Here is a 24873-nt window from a genome sequence, read left to right on the forward strand (position 1 = left end):
GACTGTGCGATGAATTATCTTGAAGTATCCAACTTGTCGAAATACTTCGGCAAAGGCTCGGGCAAGACCCGCGTGTTTGACGACATCCATTTCAATATCAAGGAAGGCGAACTGGTAACCCTGCTTGGTCCCAGTGGCTGCGGCAAGTCGACCTTGTTGCGCTGTATCGCCGGTTTAACTGAAGTCGATAGCGGCCAAATTCATGTGGCGGGAAATGACATTACCCATTTTGCTCCGCAAAAACGCGGCATCGGCATGGTATTCCAGAGTTATGCGTTGTTTCCGAATCTGACAGTAATGGGCAATATTGCCTTCGGCCTGAAAATGCAGGGTGTCTCTGTCGATGAAACCTTCCAACGGGTGACTGAAGCGGTACGTCTGGTTGAATTGCAGGGGCACGAGAACAAATTCGTGAGTCAGCTCTCCGGCGGCCAGCGTCAGCGCGTCGCCCTGGCGCGGGCATTGGTGGTGCGGCCACGCATCCTGTTGCTGGATGAACCGCTGTCGGCACTGGATGCACGCATCCGCAAGAACCTGCAGGAAGAGATCAGACGGATCCAGTCGCAGCTGAAACTGACGACCATTTTCGTGACCCACGATCAGGAAGAAGCGCTGATGCTGTCCGACCGCATCATTGTCATGGATGGCGGTCGTATCGTGCAGGAAGGCAGCGCGGAGACAATCTACACTCGTCCAGCCAATGGTTTTGTAGCGCGCTTCATGGGCAGCTACAACCTGCTGGATGCCAGCCAGGCGGAACAACTGCTTGGTCTGCGCATACAAGGACAACTGGCAATCCGGCCGGAAGCGATCCATGTGGCGCAAGCCGGCCGCAGCTATGGCCCACATCTGGGCGCGCCGTGCCGCGCCACGGTACGTCACCATCAACTGCTCGGCAACGTGATTCGTTACCACGTCGATGCGCAAGGCTGCTCGTTGATGGTCGATATGCTCAATCGCAGTTCAGATTCCTTGCTGCCGGCAGGCGCACGGCTCGACCTGCTGTTCAATCGTGAAGAACTGCAGGAGGTTGCATGACGATTTTGGCTATTTTTGACATGGACGACACCATTATCGATTGCGATAGCTCCAGTCTCTGGCTGCGCTATCTGGTGGAGCGCGGTGTGGCAGCAGCCGACATGCTGGTCACCGAGCAGGCGATGATGCAAGCCTATCATCTGGGTGAACTGTCCATGGCGCAGTACATGGACTTTACGCTCCAACCGTTGTCTGGGGTGGCCGTCAGCGAAGTAGAGCGATGGGCTGATGACTTTGTCTCCAGCATGATTTCCACGCGCATATTTCCAGCCGCGCGTCGTCAAATTGAGTGGCATCGCCAACAGGGAAACAAGCTATTAATCATCTCGGCTACGGCTGACTTTATCGTCCGCCGTATCGCGGCCATGCTGGGCGTGAGCGAGGTGATCGCCATTGAGCTTGAACAGGTAGCAGGCAACTTCACCGGCGCGACTAAAGGGGTGCTCAGTTTTCGGGAAGGCAAGGTGGAGCGCTTGCAGGCGTGGATGCAGGACCATGGCAACAGCTTGCAGGGCAGCTATGGCTACAGTGACTCGGTGAATGATTTGCCGCTATTGCACGCGGTCCAGCATGCGTGTGTCGTCAACCCCGCACCAGCGCTAAAACAGGTATCCGACCAGCATCAATGGCGACAGTATGACTGGCAGTTGGCGCAACATGAGCACAGCGATACGGGTCAGGCCCAGGGGGCGGAATGTCGTTAATCCAGTCGCGTTTCGATGCATTATTGCGCCACAAAGCAGCGGGCCTGCCGGTACCTCAGCTAACCCCGGCGCTGGCGATCAAGCTGCTTGAACGACTCGATAGCATGCGCTTGTTCGCTCATGCTTACCCCCAGCTAATGAAGCTGACCTATGGTACATACCGGCCGATTGACCTGCTGGATTTCGCCTATCGTCATGCACTCGACGGCATCAGCATTCATCTACTGGATGGCGAAGAGCGCAGTCTTCAGCAGATGAGCGACGATCAACTGCACATTGTCAGCCAAAGGGCCGAGGCGCTGGGGTTGGACATCCACCTGGAAATCAGTAGTACCCAAAAGGCGGACGTGGATCGGGTGGTTAAGGTGGCGAAGGTTATGGGGGTGCAGAACATCCGCGTCTACTCGCGCTATGGTGGACGGCTTTCCGAGGTTTTAGACACCATCGAATCGGACTTGCACTACCTTGCCAAACAAGCTGAACGGTATGACCTTTACATTGACTTTGAACAGCATGAAGAGCTGAAAAGTAGCGAGATTGTCACGCTGCTCGAGCGCATCAATCATCCGCGCCTGCACGCGCTGTTCGATTTCGGCAATATGATCAATGCCGCCGAACAACCGTTAACGGCACTGAAATCCTTGGCTGCGCATATCCGGCAAGTGCACATGAAAGGTGTGCGAGTCGTTCCCGAGGAAAATGGAGTTGGTCACTATGGCGTGTTACAGGGCAGTGCCGAGGATGACTTGCCCAATGCCCGCATGTTGTTCGAGCTGTTGATGCTCGGAGAGGATGGGCCCCAGGTCATCGCCTTTATCCTGGAGCAGGAAAACCACTATATCGCCCCCGCATTCCGTCAAGTGGACGAGGACGAAGACCCCTTTATTCCTTACCGAGAGATGAGTCAAACCTCACTGCCCGAAGGTTTTACGCTGGAGCAGATGATGGCCGAGGAGGAGCGTTGGGCAATCAACCAGATTGTTTATGTCCGCAGTCTGCTGCAAGAGTTCAGATTGCTGGCAGAACTTGTGCTTCGTAAGCGTCCAGCCAACACACCTTCCGAACTCCAGCATTAAGGGCGATGGTGTCCGCGTATTTTTAAGCGGACGCGATAGCCCTTAACGTCAGGATTTCCATGAAACACTGATCCAGGCACCCGTACCGGCCCAGGTAATCGACAAGGGCATCCCGACCGCAGGCCTGCTGGCTCACGTGATGGTGGCGAAATTTGCTGATCACTTGCCGCTGTACCGGCAAGAGAAGATCTTTGGCCGCGCCGGGCTGATGATCGCTCGCTCGACACTGGCGCAGTGGGTCGGGCAAAGCGGCGTGCAACTCCAGCCCTTGGTCGATGCGCTGCGCGAAGCGGTGCTGGCCCAGGGCGTGATCCACGCCGATGAGACCCCGGATCAAATGCTCGCGCCAGGCGAGAAAAAAACTCACCGCGCTTACGTCTGGGCCTACAGCACCACGCCCTTCTCGGCACTCAAAGCGGTGGCTTACGACTTCAGCCCAAGCCGGGCGGGCGAGCATGCGCGCAACTTCCTCGGCACGTGGAATGGCAAGCTGGTGTGCGACGATTTTGCTGGCTACAAAGCCGGCTGGGAGAAAGGCATTACCGAAATTGGCTGCATGGCCCACGCTCGGCGCAAGTTTTTCGATCTGCACGTGGCGAATAAAAGCCAGTTGGCCGAACAGGCCCTGCACTCGATTGGCGGTTTGTATGAAGTCGAACGGCAAGCACGGGACATGAGCGATGAGGATCGCTGGCGAATACGGCAGGAAAAAGCTGTCCCTATCCTCGATGCGTTGCACAACTGGATGTTGGCCCAGCGCGACCTTGCGCCCAACGGCTCAGCAACAGCTAAAGCCTTGGATTACAGTCTTAAACGCTGGGTAGCGCTGACGCGCTACCTGGAAGATGGGGCCGTGCCCATCGGAGAGTCGGGATGTGGCGCGGTGGCTTGCGCTCCGTTTCCACACCCCGCTCGTCAACCGGACGTGCGCTACTAACGCATCCGGCTTTCGTCCGAGATCGATATGCCTTCGCACTCGACACATCGGCCATTCGCACAGGCAACTGATGCAGGCTTAGCTTTCCATATAGAAATGCATCCGGGTATAGACGGTACCCAGAGCGGCCTCGCCGCTTATGCTTCTTGACCAACCAGCGTCGGATACGGCGCTCAGTGTAACGTTGCAGGATTCGATAGTGCTTGAGCACAGGCCCTTGATCGAAGTAGCCAGCCCAGCCTCGAAGGATCGAGTTGAGTTCAGCTATCCGGTGCTCTACCGCATCCCACGTCATGCTGATCGCTGTTTCGTCATGGATTTTTCCAATAATCGACTTCATCGCTCCTTTCGAAGGTTGAGTGCCTATATAGGTTTTCCCATGACGATCGTATTGCCTGCCCAGGTTGTACCCCAGAAAGTCGAGTGACTGTTCCGGGAGTTTCACCAGCGCCGTTTTCTCTTCATTGACCGTCAGCCCCAGCCCGCGCCATCAAACCACTCATCAGCACCATTGCCTGCTCTCCACTGCCGGGGCGGCAGCAGATCACCATGTCGTCCGCGTAATTCACAATCCTTGCATGCAGACGTCTGGCGTAGCCAAACTTTTCCCAGGCCAGAATGAAGCGCCTGAAATACACATTGGCTAGCAGCGGCGAAATCACCGATCCCTGAGCGCTGCCACGGTGCGTGTGCTTGGCTTCGTTGGTGCGTCGAGGCTTTCCGTCAATGAGTTCGATAACGGCCACCTCAAGCCACTGCTTGATCAGCCGCAATACCCTACCATCCGAGATACGCCGGGCCAGACATTTCATCAAAGGCCCGTGTGGAATGGTATTGAAATAGTCACGAAGATCCGTATCGACAACGTCTCTCAACCCAACCCTTGCAGTGTAATAATGCACCTGCCTCACGGCTTCCTTGGCATCTCGACGAGGTCTGAAGCCATACTGCGATGGCTGCATGTCCGCTTCGAAAATCGCTTGGAGTGTGAGATTGACGGCCATTTGAACAACGCGGTCTCGAATGCAGGGAACTCCCAAGGAACGAAGTTTCCCGTTCGGGAATCCATACCCGCCGCAGGGGCTGAGGTCGATATCCACCCGACTTCAGCTCCTCGCGTAGCTGAGCCAGCCACTCCATAGACCCTATGCTTTCAATGTCTTCGAATCGCTGACCATCCACACCGTGGCTGCCTCGGTTTGCGCGGCAACGTTGGTAGGCAATGACCAAAACATCGATTCGGTAGACCTTGTCCCACAGGCCGCTGTAGAGCGAAAGTCTGGCCTCTGTCTTAGCTTCACATACAGGGCAACGCCTGTATTTTCGAACGCCGGATTTCTCACCTCGGGCTTAGTAGGCTTGGAGCAATCCCATCGTTCCCTTACCACTTTGTACTCCTCTCTTGAACCAGGGCTCCTTTCCTACTCCGAGCAGTTACCCGGCCCTCAACGGTACTACGAGCCCATCCGCCACCTGTCCAGCCAGAGCCATCCCTCACGGGCGCTCTGTTTGTATGGCCGTGTCTATAACGGCACTTCACCCTGGCAGGGCTTCCCCCTGTTTCGTATGAGTTTTCTCTTCTGTACATGCCATCACCACTACCCCGGCCGGCAGTGCCAAGTTCGTTCTGACGCTCGATCCCTTAGCACTATCAACCTTCCCCGGGTTATTACGGCGGGTCGGCTACCGCAAGCATTTTTCGGGCTGCTCGGTGTTCGCTACGCGCCTACGGCCTGCACAGTCACTTGACTCCCTAAAGAAGCCTTTTTCTTCAGCATACTTCAGCCCATCGTTGCCTCCTGAACTGCTCCACAGAACTGTGCTTCCGGCGGAGCGACAGTAGCCCGGTTGGGATTCGCACCCACTGAACTCATACGCCTTGTCAGGGCGTACACAACAACGCCGCCGAACGGGCGCTGCGCGCCGTCGCGCTGGGCCGAAAAAACTACCTGTTTGCCGGTTCCGATGCCGGCGGAGAACGAGCGGCTGCGATTTACAGCCTGGTGGGTACTGCCAAGCTAAACGGATTGAACCCACAGGCGTATCTGACCTACGTGCTTGAGCACATTGCCGAGCACCCGATCAATCGGGTAAGCGAGTTGCTGCCCTGGAACATTTCTTTGACCCAAACTGAACACTGCGAGGCCGCCTGATCCATGGTTAAAACTGTCCGTTTACCCAAACCCGCCCCCGATCTGTTGCTGCTGCACATTGAGCTGAAGTGGATCACTCCGACGATTTGGCGTCGGTTCGCGGTGCCTGAAAACATTACCTTGGGCAAACTGCACCATGTCATCCAGGTCGTGATGGGGTGGAGTGATAGCCATCTGCATGAGTTTGAAATTGACGGTGAGAATTACGGCATGCCCGACCCTGATGGTTGGGGGCCGACGGTAAACCCTGAAGCCCGTAAAACGCTGATCAAGGCGCTGAGCGGAAAGCGGACATTTAATTATCTCTACGACTTTGGTGACAGTTGGCATCACAGTATCAAGGTCGAAAAGACGTTACCGGCGGTTGCGTGTCCTCAGGTGCCGTACTGCATCGATGGCGCCAATGCTTGCCCACCGGAAGACGTGGGTGGCGGGCCTGGCTATGAGGACTTTTTGGAGGCGATGGCCAACCCGGATCATCCAGAGCATGACGACATGGTTGAATGGCATGGCGATGCTTTTGATCCTGCTGCATTTGAATGCGAGCGCGTGAATCAGTGGTTTAAACGGATTAAGGTTTGAGTTGCAAGGCGGTGTAGTTCGGACGCTTACCCAGCATTGTGTCGGTAACGCCGAACACAAATGGCTGCTTCACGCCCTGAGGAAGTCAGTCAACCTAAATCAAGGCTCTTGAGAAGCGGCGACCCACGCTTCCTCAAAGCATTTAAATAGGTGGTTTCATCGTAAGGCGTCCTGGTCTGCCAGCACCGGTACAGAACCCGAATCCACTTAAACGCTATTGCGGGTACAGCCGCCTGGTAGGTACTCCCTTTGGCGCGTTGCTGCCGGTAGTAAGCTCCCGCCCAAAAGGATTCTTGATTACCCACCAAGGTCAGCCACCTCACAGATCCGCTGCTATGGTTTCTGTATGGATAATCAGTGGAGGTGCCCACATGCCACGCAATCGAATCCAGTTTCAGCCTGGTCTTTCACTGCCTGACTTTTTGCAGCAGTACGGCACAGTAGAGCAGTGCCACACCGCGCTGTTCAAACTGCGCTGGCCTGAAGGTTTCAGCTGTCCTGAGTGCGCTCACCGTGGTGCCTGTTGGCTAGAGCGACAGCTGTATCAGTGCAACCGCTGTCATCATCAAGCCTCACTGACGGCAAGAACCATTTTTGATAGCACCAAACTCCCTCTGACGACCTGGTTCCTGGCGATCTATCTGCTGACCCAGCGTAAGAACAGTCTGTCGGCCCTACAGCTCGCGCGCGAACTGGGAGTGAGCTACAACACAGCCTGGAAGCTCAAGCACAAGATTATGCAGGTGATGTTCGGGCGTGCACAAAGCCGGGTGCTCAGCGGCCGAATTGAAATTGATGACGCCTATCTGGGCGGTGAACGACCTGGAAAACGCGGGCGGGGTGCGGAACATAAAGTTCCCTTTATCGCGGCGGTGCAGACCAGTGCGCAAGGGCATCCGCAGTATCTGCAACTACGCCGTGTCCGCGCGTTCACGAGCAAGGAGATCGCGCATTATGCGCAACGCTCGGTTGCACCCAGAAGTAAAATATTCAGCGACGGTTTAGCCTGCTTTAAGGCCTTCGATGCCAGGGGTTGTCAGCACATTGCCTCCGTCATGGGAGGTGGCCGTGCCAGCGTTCAGCATCCGTCCTTCAAGTGGGTCAACACCTTGTTGGGTCAAGAACTCGCTGGCCGGCACTTTCCATGCTTTTCACCTCAAGCACGCCCCGCGCTATCTGACTGAGTTCGAATATCGCTTCAATCGCCGCTTCGATCTCGGCTCGATGATAGAGCGTTTCAGCTATGTCGCCCTGCGGACACCACCCATGCCTTATCGACTGCTCAGGCTGGCTGAGGTTTATGCGTAATCAGGAAAGGATTTGTTAATAGTCTGCCCTGCCCATTCCACGAAGGTCTGACGGAGAAACGTCGGACATTGCCAGAGCCAATGCACCCAGCTTTTCTTACCACACCGCTCCGTCACCGGCGCTATGCCGGAATACTTTTGCAGTTCGTCCGCATCATGGAAACGCTCACGTTGCTCTCCGAAAGCTGCGAGTAAGCGTGGTGCTAGATGCGGGCCTGCGCCCAGCAAGCTCCGAAACAAAGAGTAATCCGGTAGCGCAGAAGCGACCCGCTCGACTTCCTTATCAAAGCGGTCGATTACCATAAGGACGGTGCGCAGCTGCTCGACCAATGCGAGGACGTGCAAGCGGCAAGGCTCGATAATGCCGGCATCTTCAGTGAGCGCAGATGCCGCACGGATCGACGCCAAACGCGCCTCGATCAATGTGGCGCGACGCCCGTTATGAGCATAAAAGAATGCCTCAAGCGTGGTTTTACGCGCCCGTTTGGCTGACTGCGTATTTCGGCCCACCGTAACCGCCCGTTTCGGTACATCGGGACCGACCATTTCGCTAACGCGTCGCCACCCTCAGTCCCATTTCGGGGAATCGAAGGATGGCGGCGCAGCGAGTGACCATGCGTAATATCAAAGAATGCCTGCGCCTCAAGTTCGAGGCCGACCTGTCCCACGAGAAGATCGCCCGCGCCTTGCAACTCTCCAAGGGCGTCGTCAGCAAGTACATCAAGGCCGTGCGCGACACCGGTATCGAGTGGGCCACGCTGGTGCCCGCCGCCAAGATCGTCCACACCCTCGGCGACCGCGGTTGCCCGACGTGATCACCCTGCACCGCGAACTCCGTCGCAAGGGCGTGACGCTACAACTGCTGTGGGAGGAATACACCGCCGCTCATCCCGACCAGCCGACCTACCGCTACACCCAGTTCGTCGACTGGTTCCTAAATAATCTATCGGCTCGCGCGCAAGCATTGCTACTATGGCCACGATTTCACCACTTGAACAGTTTTCCGCCCACTCGATCTTTGCACAGGCCGTACCGCCCTCCTCTTCCCCGACGACGCCCTGTGCTGGTCCAGCTCCCTGCTAGTACGTTTCACCCGTTCAAACGCCCCCTCATGTACATCTCATGGATAGGGCGAGCAGCCGTCTGAGAAAGCGGTGACTAGCCAGTACCGATTGATTGTGGCGCAGGCTGCGTCTGCGCCGCAACATCGAGCCATTCGCATTCACTGGGGATGGCTCGATGGATCAGATCAACAGCCACGCATCCACATGGCGATATCCGATCGTCATGATGATGGCCGTGCTGAGCTCGGTGCTTCAGCCTGCTGCCGCCTCCGACAACGCTGTCGAGCGTGAGCAACTCACCGCGCTCGCGCGCCAAGTCAACCTCGTCGATCGCCTGGCCGAGCGAGCGGCCGAAATCTCTCCGCAGGACCGCGCCCGCTACCATTTCGACTACGTCCGGCTGCGCGAGGACCTGAGGCGCGTTCGCGCTGGCATCCAGGACTATCTCGTGCCACAGCGCGCCCAACCGCGCGATCCCGTTTCCTTCACCAGCGACTACGTCCGCAGCGACCGCGCCGACTCCGGCGAGGAACTGTCGCCATGACACCGTCTGCCGATCAGATCGCCGCCTTCCAGGCGGGCGGAGGTTTCTCACCCTCGGCGGTTTCCACCGTGGTGCTCGGACTCGTATTCGCCGCGCTGCTCCTGTGGGGCGTCTGGGCCATGCGGACCGCCTTCGTCGGCTGGTCCGAGCAGCGCATCACTCAACGTCAGTTCCTCGCAGTCATCGTGCGATTCGTCGCGATGTACCTGGTGCTGACCTTTTTCCTCCTGTCCTGACTGTCACGAAAGGCAGCATCGCTATGAACATGTCATCCAGCTCCCATCGTATTTCGTCCCGCATCGTTGCGCCGTTCATTGCGCCCGTGATTGCCAGTACGCCGCTGTCGGCGTTTCCGGCCGGCCTGCCGACCATGGAAGACCCATCACGTGGCGCCGGCAGTGGCATCCTGCAGACGCTACAGAACTATGGCTACGACATCGTGATGTTGATCGCGCTGCTCGTCGTCGCTTCAATGTTCGTCGGTGTCTGCTACCACGCCTACACGCGCTATTCGGAGATCCACACCGGCCGCGCGACCTGGGGCCAGTTTGGTCTGTCCGTCGCGGTGGGCGCAATCCTGCTGGTTGTTGGCATCTGGTTGCTGACCAAAGCCACCGGCGTGCTGTAAGGAGCAACGATGGCTGCCCCCTCGGAGATCCTTCAAGACGCACTGGTGACTTTCCTGCCCCATCGTCTGAACCGTCAGCCGGTGGTTGTGCGCGGGCTGACCGCCGACGAGTTGTGGATCTGTGCCGCACTATCGGCCGCGCTCGGGCTGGCGCTCGGTCTGCCACTGGCGTGGATTACCCGCAGTATCGCCATGATCCCCACCTTGATCGTCGCGAGCATCGCCCTCGGCGTCTTCGTGGGCGGCGGATTCTTGCGCCGGCAGAAGCGCGGCCGGCCTGACACCTGGCTATACCGGCAGCTTCAATGGCGGCTGGCTCTGCGCCATCCGGCACTTGCCCCGCACTTCGGGGGCCGCGGCCTGATTACTCGATCGGGCTACTGGGCCACGCGGCGCAATAAACAGCACCACGTCGATCGAGGTCGTGCATGAGCCGTTTCAAGAACGAGGTCGCCCATCTGCAGGCCCATGTGAAGACGCTCCGCCTCGGCGTCGGCGCACTGCTCGTAGCAGCGCTGTTGCTCGGCATCGGTTGGTGGAGCGCACCTAAGAACCTCACGATCCATGTGCCGCCTGATCTTCGTTCAGGCAGCACGCGCAAATGGTGGGAAGTGCCGCCGGAGAGCGTGTATGCCTTTTCGTTCTACATCTGGCAACAGGTTCAGCGCTGGCCCACGAACGGCGAAGACGACTATCCACGCAACCTGCGTGCGCTGTCGGCTTACCTGACCCCGAGCTGCAAGGCTTTTCTGCAACAGGACTTTGAATACCGGCGCAGCAACGGTGAGCTGCGTCAGCGCGTGCGTGGCGTGTACGAGATTCCTGGGCGTGGGTACGGCGACGATCCCACGGCCCGGGTCAAGGTGGTTTCCGACCACGACTGGATCGTCACGCTCGACCTCAGCGCCGACGAGTACTACGGCTCCGAACAGGTCAAGCGGGCCCTGGTGCGTTATCCGCTGAAGGTCGTGCGCATGGACGTCAATCCCGAACTTAACCCATTCGGCCTCGCGTTGGACTGCTATGCCAGCGCGCCCCAGCGTATTGAGGCGCCACCGCCCTCTCCAACCGGATCGGGAGCCAATACCCCGAGGCAACTGCAGGAAGGTACCCCATGAAGCGACTTGCTATGTTGGCCTTCGCCAGCGTCATGCTGAGCTTTGGCCTGGTCCCCGCCAGTCACGCGGTGGAGATCCTGCGCTGGGAACGCCTGCCCCTGGCTGTTCCCTTGGTCGTCGGCCAGGAACGTGTGATCTTCGTCGACCGCAATGTACGGGTCGGCGTTCCAGCCAGCGTGCGTGACCACCTGCGCGTGCAAAGTGCCGGGGGTGCCATTTATCTGCGGGCGAACGACCCGATTACGCCTACACGGTTACAACTGCAGGACGTGGAGTCCGGTGCGCTGCTCCTGCTCGATATCATCGCTGAGCCGCCGAAGGACGGCCTACCGCCGCTGGAGCCCATCCGTATCGTGGAGGCGGAGGTCCCCGCCAAGCGCTACGGCGGCAACGCCTCAAACAGCGTTAGCGACGAACCCGGAGATACGGAAAACAAGCCGGCGACCCGGCGCGAAACGCCGATTCCAGTGGTACTGACGCGCTATGCGGCACAGAACCTGTATGCCCCCCTACGGACGGTTGAACCGGTGCCGGGCATCGCACGGGCAAACCTTCGCCGCGAACCGACCCTTGACACCTTGCTGCCAACATTGCCGGTGCGTGCCCGGGTACTGGCGGCCTGGCGTTTGGAGGACCAGTGGGTCACGGCCGTTCGGCTCACCAATACCTCGGCTCGCTGGCTCGATCTGGATCCCCGCGCTCTGCAGGGCAACTTCATGGCCGCAACCTTCCAGCATGCCGACCTGGGACCGTCGGGCCAGGCAACCGACACCACCGTGCTCTACCTAGTCACGCGCGGCCATGGGTTAAGTGAGTCGCTGCTGCCTGCAGTGAATCCCATCGACGCCGCCGTGAACCTGCCGGCGGCCGGGTCGACCGCAGGAGCGCGCGATGAAAAGTAATGGCCTGCTCAAATGGTTGATGATCCCGATGGCGCTGCTGCTGGTGTTCGTCGGCATCAGGCTCTTCTCCGGGGATCACGGCGGCCATCCGGCGCCAGAGGGCGCGGCCAGCCAGCTCACGCCCGAGGAGATGAAAGCCTTGGGTATCGAGGGTGACACGCCCCGCGATACCGTCGCCACCCTGGTCGCGCAAGTCAAGCAGTTGCGCAACGAACTCCAGACGACACAGGGCGACAACAAGAACCAGAGGGCCGATAACGAGCGCCTGCGCGCGCGCGAAAGCGCAATCGATCAGCGCATCCAGGGTGCGCTGGATGGGGAACGCACCCGCTTGCAGCAGGAACGCGACCAGGTAAGCAGCGACAGGCAGCAGACGCAAGGTCTGTTGCAGGATCTGCAGCGGCGTCTGGACGGCCTCGCAGGCAAGGGCAGCCACGCTGATTTGCCTGTCGGTCTGGGGCTGGAGGACGGCGACGGCAAGAACTTCGGCGGATCCAGCGGCACACAATGGATCGAGCCCGACGATGCTAAGACCGACGCAAAGAACGTCGGCGCGAGTCAGGGGCCTGGCTTCCCAACCAGCTTCGGACCTGCGCAGAAGACCCTCTCGACGGCTGTGAATTCAGTGGCCGACGCCGGTAGCCGCGCTGTGGGTAACTCGACGAAGCCGGCCTACACCCTGCCCTCCAACTCCACGCTCATGGGTTCGATCGCGATGACCGCACTGATCGGCCGCGTGCCCATTGACGGTACGGTCAACGACCCCTATCCGTTCAAGGTCTTGATCGGTCCAGACAATCTCACGGCGAACGGCATCGATATCCCCGACGTGGCCGGTGCGGTGGTCAGCGGTACCGCCTCAGGCGACTGGACGCTCTCGTGCGTCCGGGGACAAATCCGCTCGGTCACGTTCGTGTTCCAGGACGGCACCATTCGCACGGTACCGGAGGACAGCGGTAACGCCAACGGCGAAACCCACAACACTACCCAGAACAACAACGGCTCGACGATTCAGGGCGGTCTGGGCTGGATCAGCGATCCCTACGGAATCCCCTGCGTGACCGGTGAACGGCGCAGCAACGCCCAGCAGTACCTCGGCTCGCAGGCCCTCATCACGGCGGCGGGTGCAGGCGTGGCCTCGCTGATCAAGTCCGACAGCGGCAACGTCTCCTACCTCAGCAACGGCAATGGCTCACTCGGTACGGTCGGTATTTCCGGCAATGACGCCATGGGCCGCATCCTCGCCGGTGGTGTGCAAGAGATGTCGCAGTGGGTCAACAAGCTCTACGGCCAGGCATTCGCCGCCATTTACGTGCAGCCCGGCGCAAAAGTCGCCGTGCATCTGGAGCATCCCCTGAATATCGACTACGACGCCAAGGGGCGCCAGGTCAATCACCGCCTCGGAGAGACTCATGCGCCGGATCTGGATTGAAACCATCTTCATGCTGCTCGCAGCCGTCTTGCTGGGCGGCTGCGCGACCAGCAAGGAAAAGATGCTGTCGCATGGTGATAACACCATGCTCGACATCTGGAACCAGGAAACCGGCGGCGGCGCGGGTGGTGGCCAGGCCGCCCGGCAATTGCTCGATGCCCGTCAGGCACTGCGCCGGCCCTTGGCCGATGCCGATGTGCAGGCAACACCCACCATCAACGCGGCCTACACCCGCACCGCGAGCAACGAAATCTATCGACAGTTTCATCGCCTACCGAACCCAGACCTCGTGATGTACGTGTTTGCGCATCTGGCGGGCACCGACCCGGTACCCGTGCCGGGCTACAGCACCGTGTTCCCGTTGTACCAGCGTGTGCAGTACGCCATGCCGGGCGAACGGCTGGAGGACTACTGATATGGGTTGGTCGCTGCCGTGGTCGCACAAGGCCCCCGCTCCCTCGACATTCACCGCGCACGCCCGTATCGCGCCTGACGATGCCTGGGAACGGCACGTCTCGACGCTGGCGGCCCATGGCATTGCCGAACCCGGTGGCGCGCTCGGCCATGGCAAGCGCAAGTCGGCCACCCAGGCCGATGCCGAGGCCCTCTATGACGTGGCGCCATCGTTTGCGGATCTGCTGCCCTGGGTCGAGTACCTGACGGACACCCACTGCATGCTGCTGGAGGACGGCCAGTCCGTGGCAGGCTTCTTCGAGCTCATGCCGATTGGGACGGAAGGCCGTGAGATGACGTGGCTGTGGCAAGCACGCGATGCACTGGAAAACGCGCTGCAAGATTCGTTCGATGAACTCGATGACAACCCCTGGGTAGTCCAGCTCTATGCCCAGGACGAGCCCAACTGGGACAGCTACCTGCAATCGCTGGTCACCTATCTTCAACCACGAGCCCAAGGCAGCGCCTTCAGCGATTTCTACCTGCGGTTCTTCGCTCATCACCTGCGCGCCATCGCCAAGCCAGGCGGGCTATTCGAGGACACGACGGTCACACGTCTGCCATGGCGCGGCCAGGTCAGGCGCGTGCGCATGGTGGTCTACCGTCGCACGCCCACGGCCGCCTCTTCGCGCCGTGGACAGTCACCCGATCAGGCGCTGACCACCATCTGCGACCGGCTCATCGGTGGCCTGTCCAATGCCGGCGTGAAATCACGGCGTCTGGGCGCTGCGGACATCCATGACTGGCTATTACGCTGGTTCAATCCGGCTCCGACCCTGCTGGGGGAGGCCGCCGAGGACCGGGAGCGCTTCTATGCGCTGACCCGTTATCCGGAGGAAATGACGGAGGGTGACATCGAACTGGCCAGCGGCACGGATTTCAGTCAGCGCCTGTTCTTCGGGCAGCCCCGCTCCGACGTCACAACCGGTACGTGGTTCTTCGATGGCATGCCTCATCGGGTGATCGTGACCGATCGCCTGCGCACGCCGCCCATGACCGGGCACCTGACGGGCGAAACCCGCAAGGGCGGCGATGCCGTCAACGCACTGTTCGATCAGATGCCGGAAGACACGGTGATGTGCCTGACGCTGGTCGCCACGCCGCAGGACGTGCTGGAAGCGCACCTCAACCACCTCAGCAAGAAGTCCGTGGGTGAAACGCTGGCGTCCGAGCAGACTCGCCAGGATGTGCAACAGGCGCGTAGCCTTATCGGCAGTGCCCACAAGCTCTATCGCGGAGCACTGGCGTTCTATCTGCGCGGCCGCGATCAGGCCCAACTCGACGCCCGTGGGCTGCAACTGGTCAACGTGATGCTCAATGCAGGACTGCAGCCAGTTCGCGAGGAGGATGAGGTCGCGCCCCTCAACAGCTACCTGCGGTGGTTGCCATGCGTATTCGACCCGGCCACCGACAAGCGCCAGTGGTACACGCAACTCATGTTTGCGCAGCACGCGGCCAATCTCGCACCGCTATGGGGGCGCAGCCAGGGCACCGGGCATCCCGGCATCACATTCTTCAATCGAGGCGGAGGCACGATCACCTTCGACCCTCTGAACCGGCTCGACCGGCAAATGAATGCGCACCTGTTCCTCTTCGGCCCCACGGGATCGGGCAAGAGTGCAACCCTCAACAACATCCTCAATCAGGTGACCGCGATCTACCGGCCGCGGCTGTTCATTGTCGAAGCCGGCAACTCATTTGGTCTTTTCGGCGACTTTGCCGCGCGCCTGGGACTCACGGTGCATCGGGTGAAACTCGCACCGGGCGCGGGCGTCAGCCTCGCGCCATTCGCCGACGCCTGGCGCCTGGTGAATACGCCGAGCCAGGTACAAACGCTTGACGCGGATGCGCTTGACGACGATCAAAGCGATGTGGAGTCGACAGCCGAAGGTGACGAGCAGCGCGACGTCCTTGGCGAACTGGAAATCACCGCGCGGCTGATGATTACCGGCGGCGAAGACAAGGAAGAGGCCCGCATGACGCGCGCCGACCGCAGCCTGATCCGGCAGTGCATTCTCGATGCGGCGCAACGCTGTGTGGCAGCCAAGCGCACGGTGTTGACCCGCGACGTGTGCGATGCGCTGCGCGAGCGCGGCCGCGATGCCACGCTGCCTGAGACCCGGCGCACGCGGCTGCTGGAGATGGCTGATGCGATGGACATGTTCTGCCAGGGCGTCGATGGCGAGATGTTCGACAGGCCAGGCACACCGTGGCCCGAAGCGGACATCACCATCGTGGATCTCGCGACATTCGCGCGCGAAGGCTACAACGCCCAGCTCTCAATTGCCTACATCTCGCTCATCAACACGGTTAACAATATCGCCGAGCGCGACCAGTTCCTCGGGCGGCCCATCATCAACGTCACCGACGAAGGCCATATCATCACCAAGAACCCGCTGCTCGCGCCCTATGTGGTGAAGGTGACCAAGATGTGGCGGAAATTAGGCGCATGGTTTTGGCTGGCTACGCAGAACCTGGACGACCTGCCGAAGGCCGCTGAACCCATGCTCTCAATGATCGAATGGTGGATCTGCCTGTCCATGCCACCCGACGAAGTGGAGAAGATCGCGCGGTTTCGCGAACTGAACCCTTCGCAGAAAGCGTTGATGCTGTCGGCACGCAAGGAAGCCGGCAAGTTCAGCGAGGGCGTGATTCTCTCGAAATCGATGGAGGTGCTGTTCCGGGCTGTGCCGCCGAGCCTCTATCTCGCCATGGCAATGACGGAGCCGGAAGAAAAAGCGCAGCGTTTCCAGCTGATGCAGCAGCACGGTATCAGTGAACTCGACGCCGCTTTACTGATGGCCGAAACAATTGACCGCGCGCGGGGCATCGAACCGCTGTCGTTGGACGCGCTGGCTTAGCTGGAGGAATACAATGCGCCTGGCTATGTTCGCTCGATCCCATTCACGCCGTATCGTCGGCTTGCTGACCATTGCGGTGCTCGTCATCGCTGGCTGGACACTCCTTTCGACGCCAAGGCCATCTAAGGATGCGACTTCCACAGCATCGGTTGTCGCGAACGCGCCGATGCCGTCAGGCCCGCCCTGGGTCTACGGCCAGGCCGGCGCTCGCTTCACGGTGATCGAATATGCCGATCTGGAGTGCCCGTACTGCCGTGCGTACTTTCCCGTACTCAAGCAGTGGATCGACGATAACCCCGAGGTGAACTTGCAGTGGCACCACCTGCCGCTGTCGATCCACGAGCCGGCCGCGACTGCCGAGGCCCGCTGGGCCGAATGCGCAGGTGAGGTGGGTGGACATGATGGGTTCTGGCAGGCGGTGGCCTGGATCTACTCGCACTCCCGGGGCGTTGGTCAGGGTCTGCCGGAAGACGTGCACTTTCCAGAAACCACTCTGGCCGCTCAAAGCTGCCTCGACAGTGACCGCCCGGATGTGGCAATCCGCGCGCAGGCCGCCGAAGCAGCGCAGAGCGGAATCGCGGCCACACCAACGCTGCGTCTGCGCGACAGTCATTCAGGCAAGACGCTGCTGCTGCACGGCCCCGTGGAGGGCGACGCCTTGATGTCCGCGATCGACCTGCTAAGCAGCGATGCCGAAACTGCAGAGATGCCCGCCGACGCCGTCGACGACCTGTCCAGGTGAGTGCCGATGTTCAGCTAAGGTCACGTATCGGCTCGCCCCGGAAAACGGGGCGCGCCGAATGCGGTTTCTTTGTCGTTCCCGTTCCTTCTTTTGGGGTCGACTACGCCATGGTTTGATTTCGTGGAGGCCCGTTATGCTGATCCAGTTGCCCACTGTCGCCGCGCTGGCCAGCGTCCTGTACATCATCGTGCTGTTCAGTCCGGCTGCTGCCGCTGACGTGCTCGTCATCACCGACACCCTGCATCCGGTGCAGAGCCCCGCAGGAACGCGGGTCATCCAGCTCGACCAGCCTGCCCGCATCGAGGCGGAGCTGACCCAAAATCTGCCGGCCGCTCCCGATGCCGCGGTGGCGCTGTTGCAGCAGCGGTTACGCGATGGCGGTAGCGCGCTGCAGCAACGCATCGGCCAGGCCTACCAGGGCATAACTGACGCCTGGGGACTGGGCGTTGCCAAGATTCCAGCCATCGTGGTGGATCGGCGGTACGTGGTCTACGGCGAGTCCGACGTAGCCCGAGCCGTCGCACGCATTGACGCCTACCGGAGTACCCGGCCATGAACCGCAGGTTCTTCGCGTCTTCACGACGCCTTCGGCTTGCTGCGGCCGCCCTGCTACTGGGCGGGGCAACGTCGGCTTTCGCCCTGAACACGGCGACCATCGTCTCGTCGGTGTTGTCGCCAGATTGCCTTGAATACCGGGTCGTCGGGGTTTGCTACTGGCTGTACTGCTCGCTGGGCGGCTGCACGGTGCGGACATCGGTCAAGGTACGGCACTACATCCCTGATGCGGTGGTGTCGAGCTACTCGAACACCGGGGAGAACCCCTGGGCGGAAGTGGCGCTGATGAGCGTACCCAACCCCACAGCCCGGGCCGGCGGCGACGGCACGAGCAATCACGACAATGAGAACAACCTCGCCAAGTTCAAGAATGCCGACGTCGTCGGCCATCCTGGCGGCGCTGTTTTCAGTCGCTTCGCCAGTCAGTCTGGCTACACCTGCGAAGGCGCGGGAACGGCTTTTATGCCGTATCTGCTGAGCACGCTGGACACGCTGGCCTGGCGCTACAACGTACCGGAAGCGGTTTATCCCGAAGCGCTGATTCCGGGCAGGCGGGAAATCGGTGGGCGCGCGTCGATGAACCTGTGGGGAAACGTGTACCCCCGCGGAGGATTCCTTCATCAGGTCGACGACTACAAGAGCAGCGCGGTTGTCGCACAGCGCGCAGGCGACATCGTGACCCGCCGGGGCCAGATCCACGTGTATCAGCCCCTGTTGGCCAACGCGCGCGAGGGCTACTGGCCTGCCGGTGAGCTGGTGGAAAATGAGGCCTCCACCGGCAAGTGGCAGGAGCTCACGCCGACGTTCTCGACCCGTTGCGCGGTCTTCCCCAACAACAACGCCCAGGTGCAGGCCATGCAGGGAGACTATGCCTGGGCGCTGTGGCGGCCGTATGCCTGCTGCCAGCGCCGGGGGCAAGTCTTTCTCGGCAGCGTGGATTTCAGGTGAGGGTCTGACGATGAGCGCGCACTTTTCCCCTCCCAGCCGCCGTTCGAGACGGTACCTTCCAGCGGCCTTCCTCGCCGCCAGCATGACCCTTCTCGCCGGATCCGCCGGGGCCCAGACCCGTATCGACAGCAACGGCGCCAACGTCAGTGGGAGCGTCATCGGCGACGATGTGCTCTACAGCATTGGCGGCGGGCGGGCCGTGTCCATGGGCGGAGCCGGAAGCATGCAGAGCCTCGGCGTCGGCGGGGGTTGGAACAGCAACCTCATCTGCGGCGACCTGAGCCTCACGACCACGCTGCAGAACCAGCTCAATGGCGTCAGCAATGGCTTCCAATCGATCATGAGCAATGTGATCCAGAACGCCACCAGCGCCGTGGCTTCGCTGCCAGCGCTGATCATTCAGCGCGCGGACCCTGGGCTCTACAACCTGCTGACCAACGGCATTCTGCAGGCCCGCCTGGACTTTGATCGATCGAAAATGACCTGCCGCACGATCGCCAACAGGATGGCGGATATGGCGGGCGGCCAGGCGGGTTGGGATCAACTTGCCGAGGGCATGGCGCTCAAAAGCGCGGTGGGCAGCACCGACGCCGTCTCCGCGATCGAGCAGGCCGAATCCAGCAAAGGCAACTACGGCGTTCCCTGGGTCGGCGGCAACAACGCAGGCGGTGCCGGCCAGGGATCAATCAAGGTGGTCAGCGATGTAACCCGTGCAGGTTACAACCTGCTCAATGGTCGCGGCGCCGTCGACACCTCTTCGATTGACCGCAATTCCTGCGGCAACCGTCTGACGTGTCAGACCTGGTCATCGCCGCAGGTAGCTGCCGACTGGGCGACTCGTGTGCTGGGTGAGCGCGAGCAGCGTACCTGCGAAAGCTGCACCAAAACACAGACCACGCCCGGCGTGGGTCTCACGCCGCTGATTCAGGAAGAGTTCGAAACGAAGCTGCAGGCGCTGCAAGACCTCATCACCGGTGCCAAACCCACGACCGCAGCCAACCTCGCCGCAGCCGGCAGCAATTCGCTGCCGATCACCCGGGGCGTGGTCGAAGCGTTGCGCGACGAACCCGACCAGGACGTGCTGGGCAATCGGCTCGCCTCGGAAGCGGCGCTCTCCAGCGTGCTGGAGAAGGCACTGCTGCTTCAGCGCACACTGCTCACGGGTAAGAAAGAACCGAACGTCGCCGCCAACGAGCTGGCTGTGCAGGCGGTTGATCAGGAGAACAGTGCGCTCGAACAGGACATCAACAACCTCAAGACCGAGCTGGAACTACGGCGCGAGCTGGCCGGCAACTCGGCGATGACGATCATCCAGCGTCACAGCACCCGTGCTGCCGGCTCGCGCGGCATCTATGAGGGAGACACCACGCGCGACCGACTTGATCAGATTCAGCGGCCCAGGAGCGGGACGCCATGACCTTGCCGACCTGGCTGCGCTTGCCGTGGCTTTTCAATCGCAGGGTAGGTGCGGCGCTGTTGTGGATCTGCCTGGTGGTGGGAGCGGCGGTGGCCGTGAACATTGCCGGCATCCATGTGGTCGGCGACATCCACGGTTGGGAGCATTGGCTGCAAGCGCACGCCAGTTATTTCTTCTTTTGGCGGGTTTGCCTGTATGCGGTGACGGCTGTCGGTTGGTGGTGGATGCGCGGGAGGTTGCGACTGCGCGAGCCGGCTGCTGAAACCCAGCAACGCTTGTTGCGCACCGAGATCGCAGCCGTGATCGCCATCGTGCTACTGGAAGGCAGCGCATGGCTTCGGCAGGGTTAAGACGGAGAGACTGGCATGACGCTCTACACGACGGATTACCTGGAGTACTACCTGACGCTGGTGGGCTGGATCGTCAACAATGGCATCTGGAACATCCTGGTCGCCAGCGGTGTGTTCGCGCTGCCGTTCTTGGCGATCGTCATCCACGAGTGGCTCAGGGCGCGCGCCGAAGGCGCCGATGAGGGCAACAAAGGCGTGCTGTCATCGATGCGGATCGAGAACCGGGTGTGGGTAGCGATCGTGGTCATCATGTTCGCCGGCATTCCGTTCATCCCGGTTGACTTCAGCACAATCAAGTTCGACACCACCCGCTCCGCACAGTGTCAGGTCAATGTGCCACAGCCGGCGGATACCGGCTGGTCCAACTCATACACCGCACTCAATAATCAAAGTGCCTTGGTGCCCGTGTGGTGGTTTTTCATGCACGCACTGTCCAAGGCTGTCACGGGCGCGGCTGTTGCTGCGATCCCCTGCGGTACGGATCTAAGGCAAATGCGCATGGACATTGACTCCACCCGCATCAATGACCCGGTGTTGGCACAGGAGATCGCCGACTTCACCCACGACTGCTACGGACCCGCGCGGGCCAAGCTGTTCATGAACCGGCCGACGCTGTCCGACGAACAGATGAACGACGTGACCTGGATCGGGTCAAGCTACTTCCTGAACACAGCCGGTTTCTACGACACCTATCATTCCAGCACACCGCGCACTGCCTGGCCCTACGACGCAAACCGCGACGCGGGGTTGGCACAGGTCGACAGCGGTGGCGGCTACCCGACGTGCCAGCAATGGTGGACGGATGGCGGCGAAGGACTGCGTAGCCGGTTACTGGCACAGGTCGATCCAGACTTGCTCTCGCGTGTCGCCCGTTGGGCCGGATTTCTGGCACAGAGCGAGGTCGATGATTCGGTGGTTCGGGCGATCGCTTCGCCCCAGCAGCAGAAGATGAATCAGGGCCAGGTCTATGCCGACTACGGTGGACAGGTTGGCATGACGGTGCCGAACATCGTGACCCGCGGCGCGGGCGATGTCGGCCTAGCAGTGGGTTCGCTGGGCTTCTTTCCGGCCATGGACGTGGTGCGCCAGGCGTTGCCGATGGTTCTGTCGTTGTTGAAGATGGCGCTTGTCATCTGCATTCCGCTGGTGCTGCTGGTGGGCACATACGATCTGAAAGCGGTGGTGACGGTGAGCTGTGTCGAGTTCGCGTTGTTCTTCGTGGACTTCTGGTTCCAGCTCGCCCGCTGGATCGACAGCACGATCCTCGATGCGCTCTATGGATGGGGATTCGGTGCAAACCGCCCGCATACCAACTTCGATCCGCTGATGGGGTTGAACAACACGTTTGGTGACATGCTGCTCAACTTTGTCACGGCGACGATGTTCATCGTGCTGCCAGGATTTTGGGTAGCGTCGCTTACGTGGGCTGGAGTTCGAGCTGGCAACGTATTACAAGGGCTGTCCGAAGGCACCAAGGGTGCTGGTCAGGCTGGCGGGAAGGGGCCGGGCGTCATTTCGGGAAAATTGAAATAATTGATCACCTTCCCGACTGATCATCCTCGTACATTTCATGTGATGTGTCGTTGTTGGAGACGGGGTCGTAGAACATGCTTTTCCTAAGTTCGTCTTGATCCATGAAAGGCCACTCATCCTCTTCATTTGGTGAGTTGTGTCCTGACGCCCAAGCCGCTGCAATAGAAAATAGCAGAATCAAGGTCAACCAGAACGCAACGTACAGAAGAAGGCCGAAAAGCACCAGTTTGACCAACCACAGCAGCATTTTAGCAATACTGACAGGAACGCCGTGCGCATTCAGCCAACCGACAGCTTGGCGCTCGCGACGTACATAAGCACGCCACACCCGCCCCATGCCCTGGCCGAACCGGTAGGTCCATCGTTCGTTGTGTGTATGCATAACCATAGCCACACCTCGCACTTCAGTCTCTTGTACGTGTGTCGAGCGTCGCCCTTAGCATAGACCGCGGCGGGGGCAGAGGTCTCCTGCCCCGTTCGTTCCAAAGAGAAATCGACTGCTTGACGCAGTCCGATTAGATTATGTTAAGAAAATATAACATGAGACTATTTTTCACGCCAGATATCTGCCCTACTCTTTTCGACGATTGGATCGTGTGCTATTTTTATGACATGGATAAAAATTCTCGACACCAGGTAATCAAACGCCTTCAGGCTGAGTTACCACGTGGTGCACCCTTCGACCTCTCCATCCTCGACCAGTTCGGCGTGTCGCCGCAACTTGCTGCGCACTACGCCGAGGGCGGCTGGCTCGTGCGACTTGCACAGGGTATCTATGCCTTTCCGAACGATGAATTCGGTGTTCACAAGGCGGTTCTGTTCCTCCAGAGCCGCGTACCTGGCCTGCACGTTGGCGGAAAAAGCGCCCTAGCCATGCAGGGGGTACGCCACAACCTGGGGGGCAGGGAAACGCTGGTTCTGTGGGGTAACGCCCGTTTCTCGCTACCAGCGTGGTTCACTGGACGATTTCCGGCCCGCTATGTCAACGCTCGCCTCTTCGACTGGCCAGATGCGGGTCTGGCCGAGAAAACACTGACCACACCGCCAAGCCTGCCCGATGGACTGCGAGTGTCCGTCCCCGAACGTGCTTCCCTGGAGTTGCTGTACGAGACCGGCGTAAAGCAGAGCCTCGAAGAAGCCCGCAATCTTTTCGACGGACTGCGCTCACCGCGCAAAGAGCTCCTTGGGCAATTGCTTTCCTGCTGTACCAGCGTGAAGGCCGTCAGGCTGTTCCTGACCTGGGCAAGAGAAACCAACATCGTGGACGTCGATACCCTGCTGGCACAGCACCCGGTTCGCATGGGAAGCGCCAAACGTTGGATGAGCCGACTTGACGACGGCACGTTACTGAGCTTGAAGCCCTATGGATAAGAGCTACGCCGACACCGTTCGCCTGCTGCTTGCCGTCGCGCCTGACGTGTTCGCCAACGACATCTTCGCCATGAAGGGCGGAACGGCGATCAATCTGTTCGTGCGAGACATGCCACGTTTGTCCGTCGACATCGACGTGGTGTATCTCCCGTGGCAGGTTCCGCGCGACGAGGCATTGCGCGCAATCAACCTGGAACTGGCTGCCATCGGGGAACGCGTAGCGCCCCTCGGGGTACAGTCCCGCCTTATCCGAAGCAAGGACCTGGGGGATACCAAGCTCATCGTCGAGAACGAGTCCAACCAGGTCAAGATTGAAGTCAATGTCGTGTTCCGCGGCACAGTGTTGACCGCCGAGCCGAGGCCGTTGAGTGCCAAAACGAGCAATCTGTTTGGCGTCGAGTTCGACGTGCCAATCCTTGCGCCCGACGAAGTCTATGCCGGCAAGCTGGTCGCAGCCATGGACCGACAGCATCCGAGGGATCTGTTCGACGTATGGCAGCTCTATGAATCCGGCGGCATCACGGACGGTATGGTGGAGTGCTTCGTGGTCTATCTGGCCGGACACAATCGGCCAATCCACGAAGTCCTGTTCGGCAATGACAAGGACATTGCCACCGAGTACGAACGAGCCTTCGTGGGAATGACCGAAGTGGCTTGCCCTCTGGACACTTTACTCGATGCCCGTACGCGGCTTCGACGAGAGCTACCAAGAAGACTGAACACAGCGCACAAACAGTTTCTGACCGGTCTGGCGCACGCGCAGCCCGACTGGTCACTGCTGCAATGCCAGCACGCGACAGAACTGCCGGCCCTACGCTGGAAGCTCAGCAACCTGGAAACCTTCCGCAAGCGTCGCCCCGATGATTTTGCATCTCAGGCTAACGCACTCGAGACTGGCCTGGGCCAAGGCTAACGTCCGACAGTCGATACTGAGCCAGCAGCAACGTTACTCTTGTTCTTGGACGAGAGAGCAAAGTCCACTACCCATCCTCTATCGTGGCATCGAGCGCCGCGCGATGAAGTCGCACAAGCGTTGTCTGGACTGTCCATGCCATCCCTCCGTGGCTCTTTCATCCCGGCATTAGGAGCGAAATCCAGGAGATGGCGACGACCCATAGGGGTGAGAAACCGGCTGATACCAGACCGGCCAGATGCATG

At 60.1% G+C, this 24873-nt stretch carries 25 protein-coding genes and 5 pseudogenes; 25 read left to right on the forward strand and 5 right to left on the reverse strand.

The genetic code is table 11. The annotated features are described in order from the left end of the window. Positions 1 to 9 precede the first annotated feature (9 nt). From HK44_RS18515 to tnpC, 4 genes and pseudogenes are all read left to right on the forward strand, one after another. Entirely contained in the window at positions 10 to 1038 is a 1029-nt protein-coding gene (locus HK44_RS18515) for an ABC transporter ATP-binding protein (RefSeq protein ID WP_019689993.1), read from the forward strand. Further along, the gene (locus tag HK44_RS18520; RefSeq protein ID WP_019689992.1) at positions 1035 to 1742 is read left to right on the forward strand and encodes an HAD family hydrolase; all 708 of its coding nucleotides are present in this window, start codon (positions 1035 to 1037) and stop codon (positions 1740 to 1742) included. Before HK44_RS18515 ends, HK44_RS18520 begins: the two co-directional genes overlap by 4 nt. Then, a complete protein-coding gene (locus tag HK44_RS18525; RefSeq protein ID WP_019689991.1) occupies positions 1733 to 2818 on the forward strand; it encodes a sugar phosphate isomerase/epimerase family protein in 1086 nt (361 codons plus the stop codon). The genes HK44_RS18520 and HK44_RS18525 overlap by 10 nt, the downstream gene beginning before the upstream one ends. Positions 2819 to 2879: 61 nt before the next feature. Next, positions 2880 to 3680, forward strand: a pseudogene (gene tnpC / locus HK44_RS18530) (IS66 family transposase); the annotation flags it as partial. Here the strand turns inward: tnpC and HK44_RS30615 are convergent. Together HK44_RS30615 and HK44_RS29445 are read right to left on the reverse strand one after the other, a co-directional pair. Next, positions 3628 to 4095, reverse strand: a complete 468-nt coding sequence (locus tag HK44_RS30615) for a group II intron maturase-specific domain-containing protein (protein ID WP_431357338.1) — start codon at positions 4093 to 4095, stop codon at positions 3628 to 3630. The pseudogene tnpC and the gene HK44_RS30615 overlap by 53 nt on opposite strands. 121 nt (positions 4096 to 4216) lie before the next feature. Beyond that, positions 4217 to 4855: a reverse transcriptase domain-containing protein gene (locus HK44_RS29445; RefSeq protein ID WP_198424408.1), complete on the reverse strand. Its 639-nt coding sequence runs from the start codon at positions 4853 to 4855 to the stop codon at positions 4217 to 4219. Positions 4856 to 5650: 795 nt separating this feature from the next. Here HK44_RS29445 and HK44_RS18540 point away from each other — a divergent pair. Next, positions 5651 to 5908, forward strand: a pseudogene (locus tag HK44_RS18540) (transposase domain-containing protein); the annotation flags it as partial. A gap of 3 nt (positions 5909 to 5911) precedes the next feature. Beyond that, positions 5912 to 6490: a plasmid pRiA4b ORF-3 family protein gene (locus HK44_RS18545; RefSeq protein WP_019689131.1), complete on the forward strand. Its 579-nt coding sequence runs from the start codon at positions 5912 to 5914 to the stop codon at positions 6488 to 6490. Positions 6491 to 6579: 89 nt separating this feature from the next. Here the strand turns inward: HK44_RS18545 and HK44_RS29880 are convergent. After that, positions 6580 to 6783: pseudogene (locus tag HK44_RS29880) on the reverse strand (IS110 family transposase); the annotation flags it as partial. A gap of 78 nt (positions 6784 to 6861) precedes the next feature. Between HK44_RS29880 and HK44_RS18550 the strand changes: the two are divergent. Next, positions 6862 to 7798, forward strand: a pseudogene (locus HK44_RS18550) (IS1595 family transposase). Here HK44_RS18550 and HK44_RS18555 read toward each other — a convergent pair. Next, on the reverse strand, positions 7789 to 8343 hold the full coding sequence (locus tag HK44_RS18555; protein ID WP_019689130.1) for a transposase: 555 nt from the start codon (positions 8341 to 8343) through the stop codon (positions 7789 to 7791). The pseudogene HK44_RS18550 and the gene HK44_RS18555 sit on opposite strands and share 10 nt — an antisense overlap. 47 nt (positions 8344 to 8390) lie before the next feature. On the opposite strand from HK44_RS18555, the pseudogene HK44_RS18560 reads away from it, so the two are divergent. The 16 genes and pseudogenes from HK44_RS18560 to HK44_RS18635 all read left to right on the forward strand — a co-directional run. Next, a pseudogene (locus HK44_RS18560) lies at positions 8391 to 8731 on the forward strand (IS21 family transposase); the annotation flags it as partial. Positions 8732 to 9036: 305 nt separating this feature from the next. Beyond that, positions 9037 to 9405, forward strand: a complete 369-nt coding sequence (locus HK44_RS18565; RefSeq protein ID WP_019689128.1) for an RAQPRD family integrative conjugative element protein — start codon at positions 9037 to 9039, stop codon at positions 9403 to 9405. Next, positions 9402 to 9641 carry a TIGR03758 family integrating conjugative element protein gene (locus HK44_RS18570; protein ID WP_019689127.1) on the forward strand — a complete coding sequence of 80 codons (240 nt, stop codon included), beginning with the start codon at positions 9402 to 9404 and terminating at the stop codon, positions 9639 to 9641. The genes HK44_RS18565 and HK44_RS18570 overlap by 4 nt, the downstream gene beginning before the upstream one ends. A gap of 23 nt (positions 9642 to 9664) precedes the next feature. Further along, on the forward strand, positions 9665 to 10033 hold the full coding sequence (locus HK44_RS18575) for a TIGR03745 family integrating conjugative element membrane protein (RefSeq protein ID WP_019689126.1): 369 nt from the start codon (positions 9665 to 9667) through the stop codon (positions 10031 to 10033). A 9-nt stretch (positions 10034 to 10042) separates the two neighbouring features. Further along, positions 10043 to 10465, forward strand: coding sequence for a TIGR03750 family conjugal transfer protein (locus tag HK44_RS18580; RefSeq protein WP_019689125.1), 423 nt, complete (start codon positions 10043 to 10045; stop codon positions 10463 to 10465). Beyond that, positions 10462 to 11151 (forward strand): PFL_4703 family integrating conjugative element protein, encoded by a 690-nt coding sequence (locus HK44_RS18585; protein ID WP_019689124.1) that lies wholly within the window; start codon positions 10462 to 10464, stop codon positions 11149 to 11151. Before HK44_RS18580 ends, HK44_RS18585 begins: the two co-directional genes overlap by 4 nt. Positions 11152 to 11162: 11 nt before the next feature. Then, positions 11163 to 12053, forward strand: coding sequence for a TIGR03749 family integrating conjugative element protein (locus tag HK44_RS18590; protein WP_431357339.1), 891 nt, complete (start codon positions 11163 to 11165; stop codon positions 12051 to 12053). Then, positions 12043 to 13485, forward strand: a complete 1443-nt coding sequence (locus HK44_RS18595; protein WP_019689122.1) for a TIGR03752 family integrating conjugative element protein — start codon at positions 12043 to 12045, stop codon at positions 13483 to 13485. Before HK44_RS18590 ends, HK44_RS18595 begins: the two co-directional genes overlap by 11 nt. Next, positions 13466 to 13900, forward strand: a complete 435-nt coding sequence (locus HK44_RS18600; protein WP_019689121.1) for a TIGR03751 family conjugal transfer lipoprotein — start codon at positions 13466 to 13468, stop codon at positions 13898 to 13900. Before HK44_RS18595 ends, HK44_RS18600 begins: the two co-directional genes overlap by 20 nt. Position 13901: 1 nt before the next feature. After that, positions 13902 to 16799, forward strand: coding sequence for a conjugative transfer ATPase (locus tag HK44_RS18605; protein ID WP_019689120.1), 2898 nt, complete (start codon positions 13902 to 13904; stop codon positions 16797 to 16799). A gap of 13 nt (positions 16800 to 16812) precedes the next feature. Beyond that, positions 16813 to 17541, forward strand: a complete 729-nt coding sequence (locus HK44_RS18610) for a thioredoxin domain-containing protein (RefSeq protein ID WP_019689119.1) — start codon at positions 16813 to 16815, stop codon at positions 17539 to 17541. Between the two features lie 133 nt (positions 17542 to 17674). Continuing rightward, positions 17675 to 18097: a TIGR03757 family integrating conjugative element protein gene (locus tag HK44_RS18615; protein ID WP_019689118.1), complete on the forward strand. Its 423-nt coding sequence runs from the start codon at positions 17675 to 17677 to the stop codon at positions 18095 to 18097. Next, complete coding sequence (locus tag HK44_RS18620; protein ID WP_019689117.1) at positions 18094 to 19044, forward strand: TIGR03756 family integrating conjugative element protein; 951 nt, start codon at positions 18094 to 18096, stop codon at positions 19042 to 19044. The genes HK44_RS18615 and HK44_RS18620 overlap by 4 nt, the downstream gene beginning before the upstream one ends. Before the next feature lie 82 nt (positions 19045 to 19126). Further along, complete coding sequence (locus HK44_RS18625; RefSeq protein WP_019689116.1) at positions 19127 to 20461, forward strand: integrating conjugative element protein; 1335 nt, start codon at positions 19127 to 19129, stop codon at positions 20459 to 20461. Then, positions 20458 to 20811: a hypothetical protein gene (locus tag HK44_RS18630; RefSeq protein WP_019689115.1), complete on the forward strand. Its 354-nt coding sequence runs from the start codon at positions 20458 to 20460 to the stop codon at positions 20809 to 20811. The genes HK44_RS18625 and HK44_RS18630 overlap by 4 nt, the downstream gene beginning before the upstream one ends. 15 nt (positions 20812 to 20826) lie before the next feature. Next, a complete protein-coding gene (locus tag HK44_RS18635) occupies positions 20827 to 22344 on the forward strand; it encodes a conjugal transfer protein TraG N-terminal domain-containing protein (RefSeq protein WP_019689114.1) in 1518 nt (505 codons plus the stop codon). A gap of 4 nt (positions 22345 to 22348) precedes the next feature. Here the strand turns inward: HK44_RS18635 and HK44_RS18640 are convergent, their stop codons facing one another. Next, positions 22349 to 22726: a DUF3742 family protein gene (locus tag HK44_RS18640; protein WP_024265067.1), complete on the reverse strand. Its 378-nt coding sequence runs from the start codon at positions 22724 to 22726 to the stop codon at positions 22349 to 22351. Between the two features lie 230 nt (positions 22727 to 22956). On the opposite strand from HK44_RS18640, the gene HK44_RS18645 reads away from it, so the two are divergent. Together HK44_RS18645 and HK44_RS18650 are read left to right on the forward strand one after the other, a co-directional pair. After that, the gene (locus tag HK44_RS18645; protein ID WP_024265068.1) at positions 22957 to 23715 is read left to right on the forward strand and encodes a type IV toxin-antitoxin system AbiEi family antitoxin domain-containing protein; all 759 of its coding nucleotides are present in this window, start codon (positions 22957 to 22959) and stop codon (positions 23713 to 23715) included. After that, a complete protein-coding gene (locus tag HK44_RS18650) occupies positions 23708 to 24628 on the forward strand; it encodes a nucleotidyl transferase AbiEii/AbiGii toxin family protein (protein ID WP_019689111.1) in 921 nt (306 codons plus the stop codon). The genes HK44_RS18645 and HK44_RS18650 overlap by 8 nt, the downstream gene beginning before the upstream one ends. Positions 24629 to 24873: the final 245 nt, after the last annotated feature.

Source organism: Pseudomonas fluorescens HK44 (assembly GCF_000217955.3).
Classification (GTDB): Bacteria; Pseudomonadota; Gammaproteobacteria; order Pseudomonadales; family Pseudomonadaceae; genus Aquipseudomonas; species Aquipseudomonas fluorescens_AQ.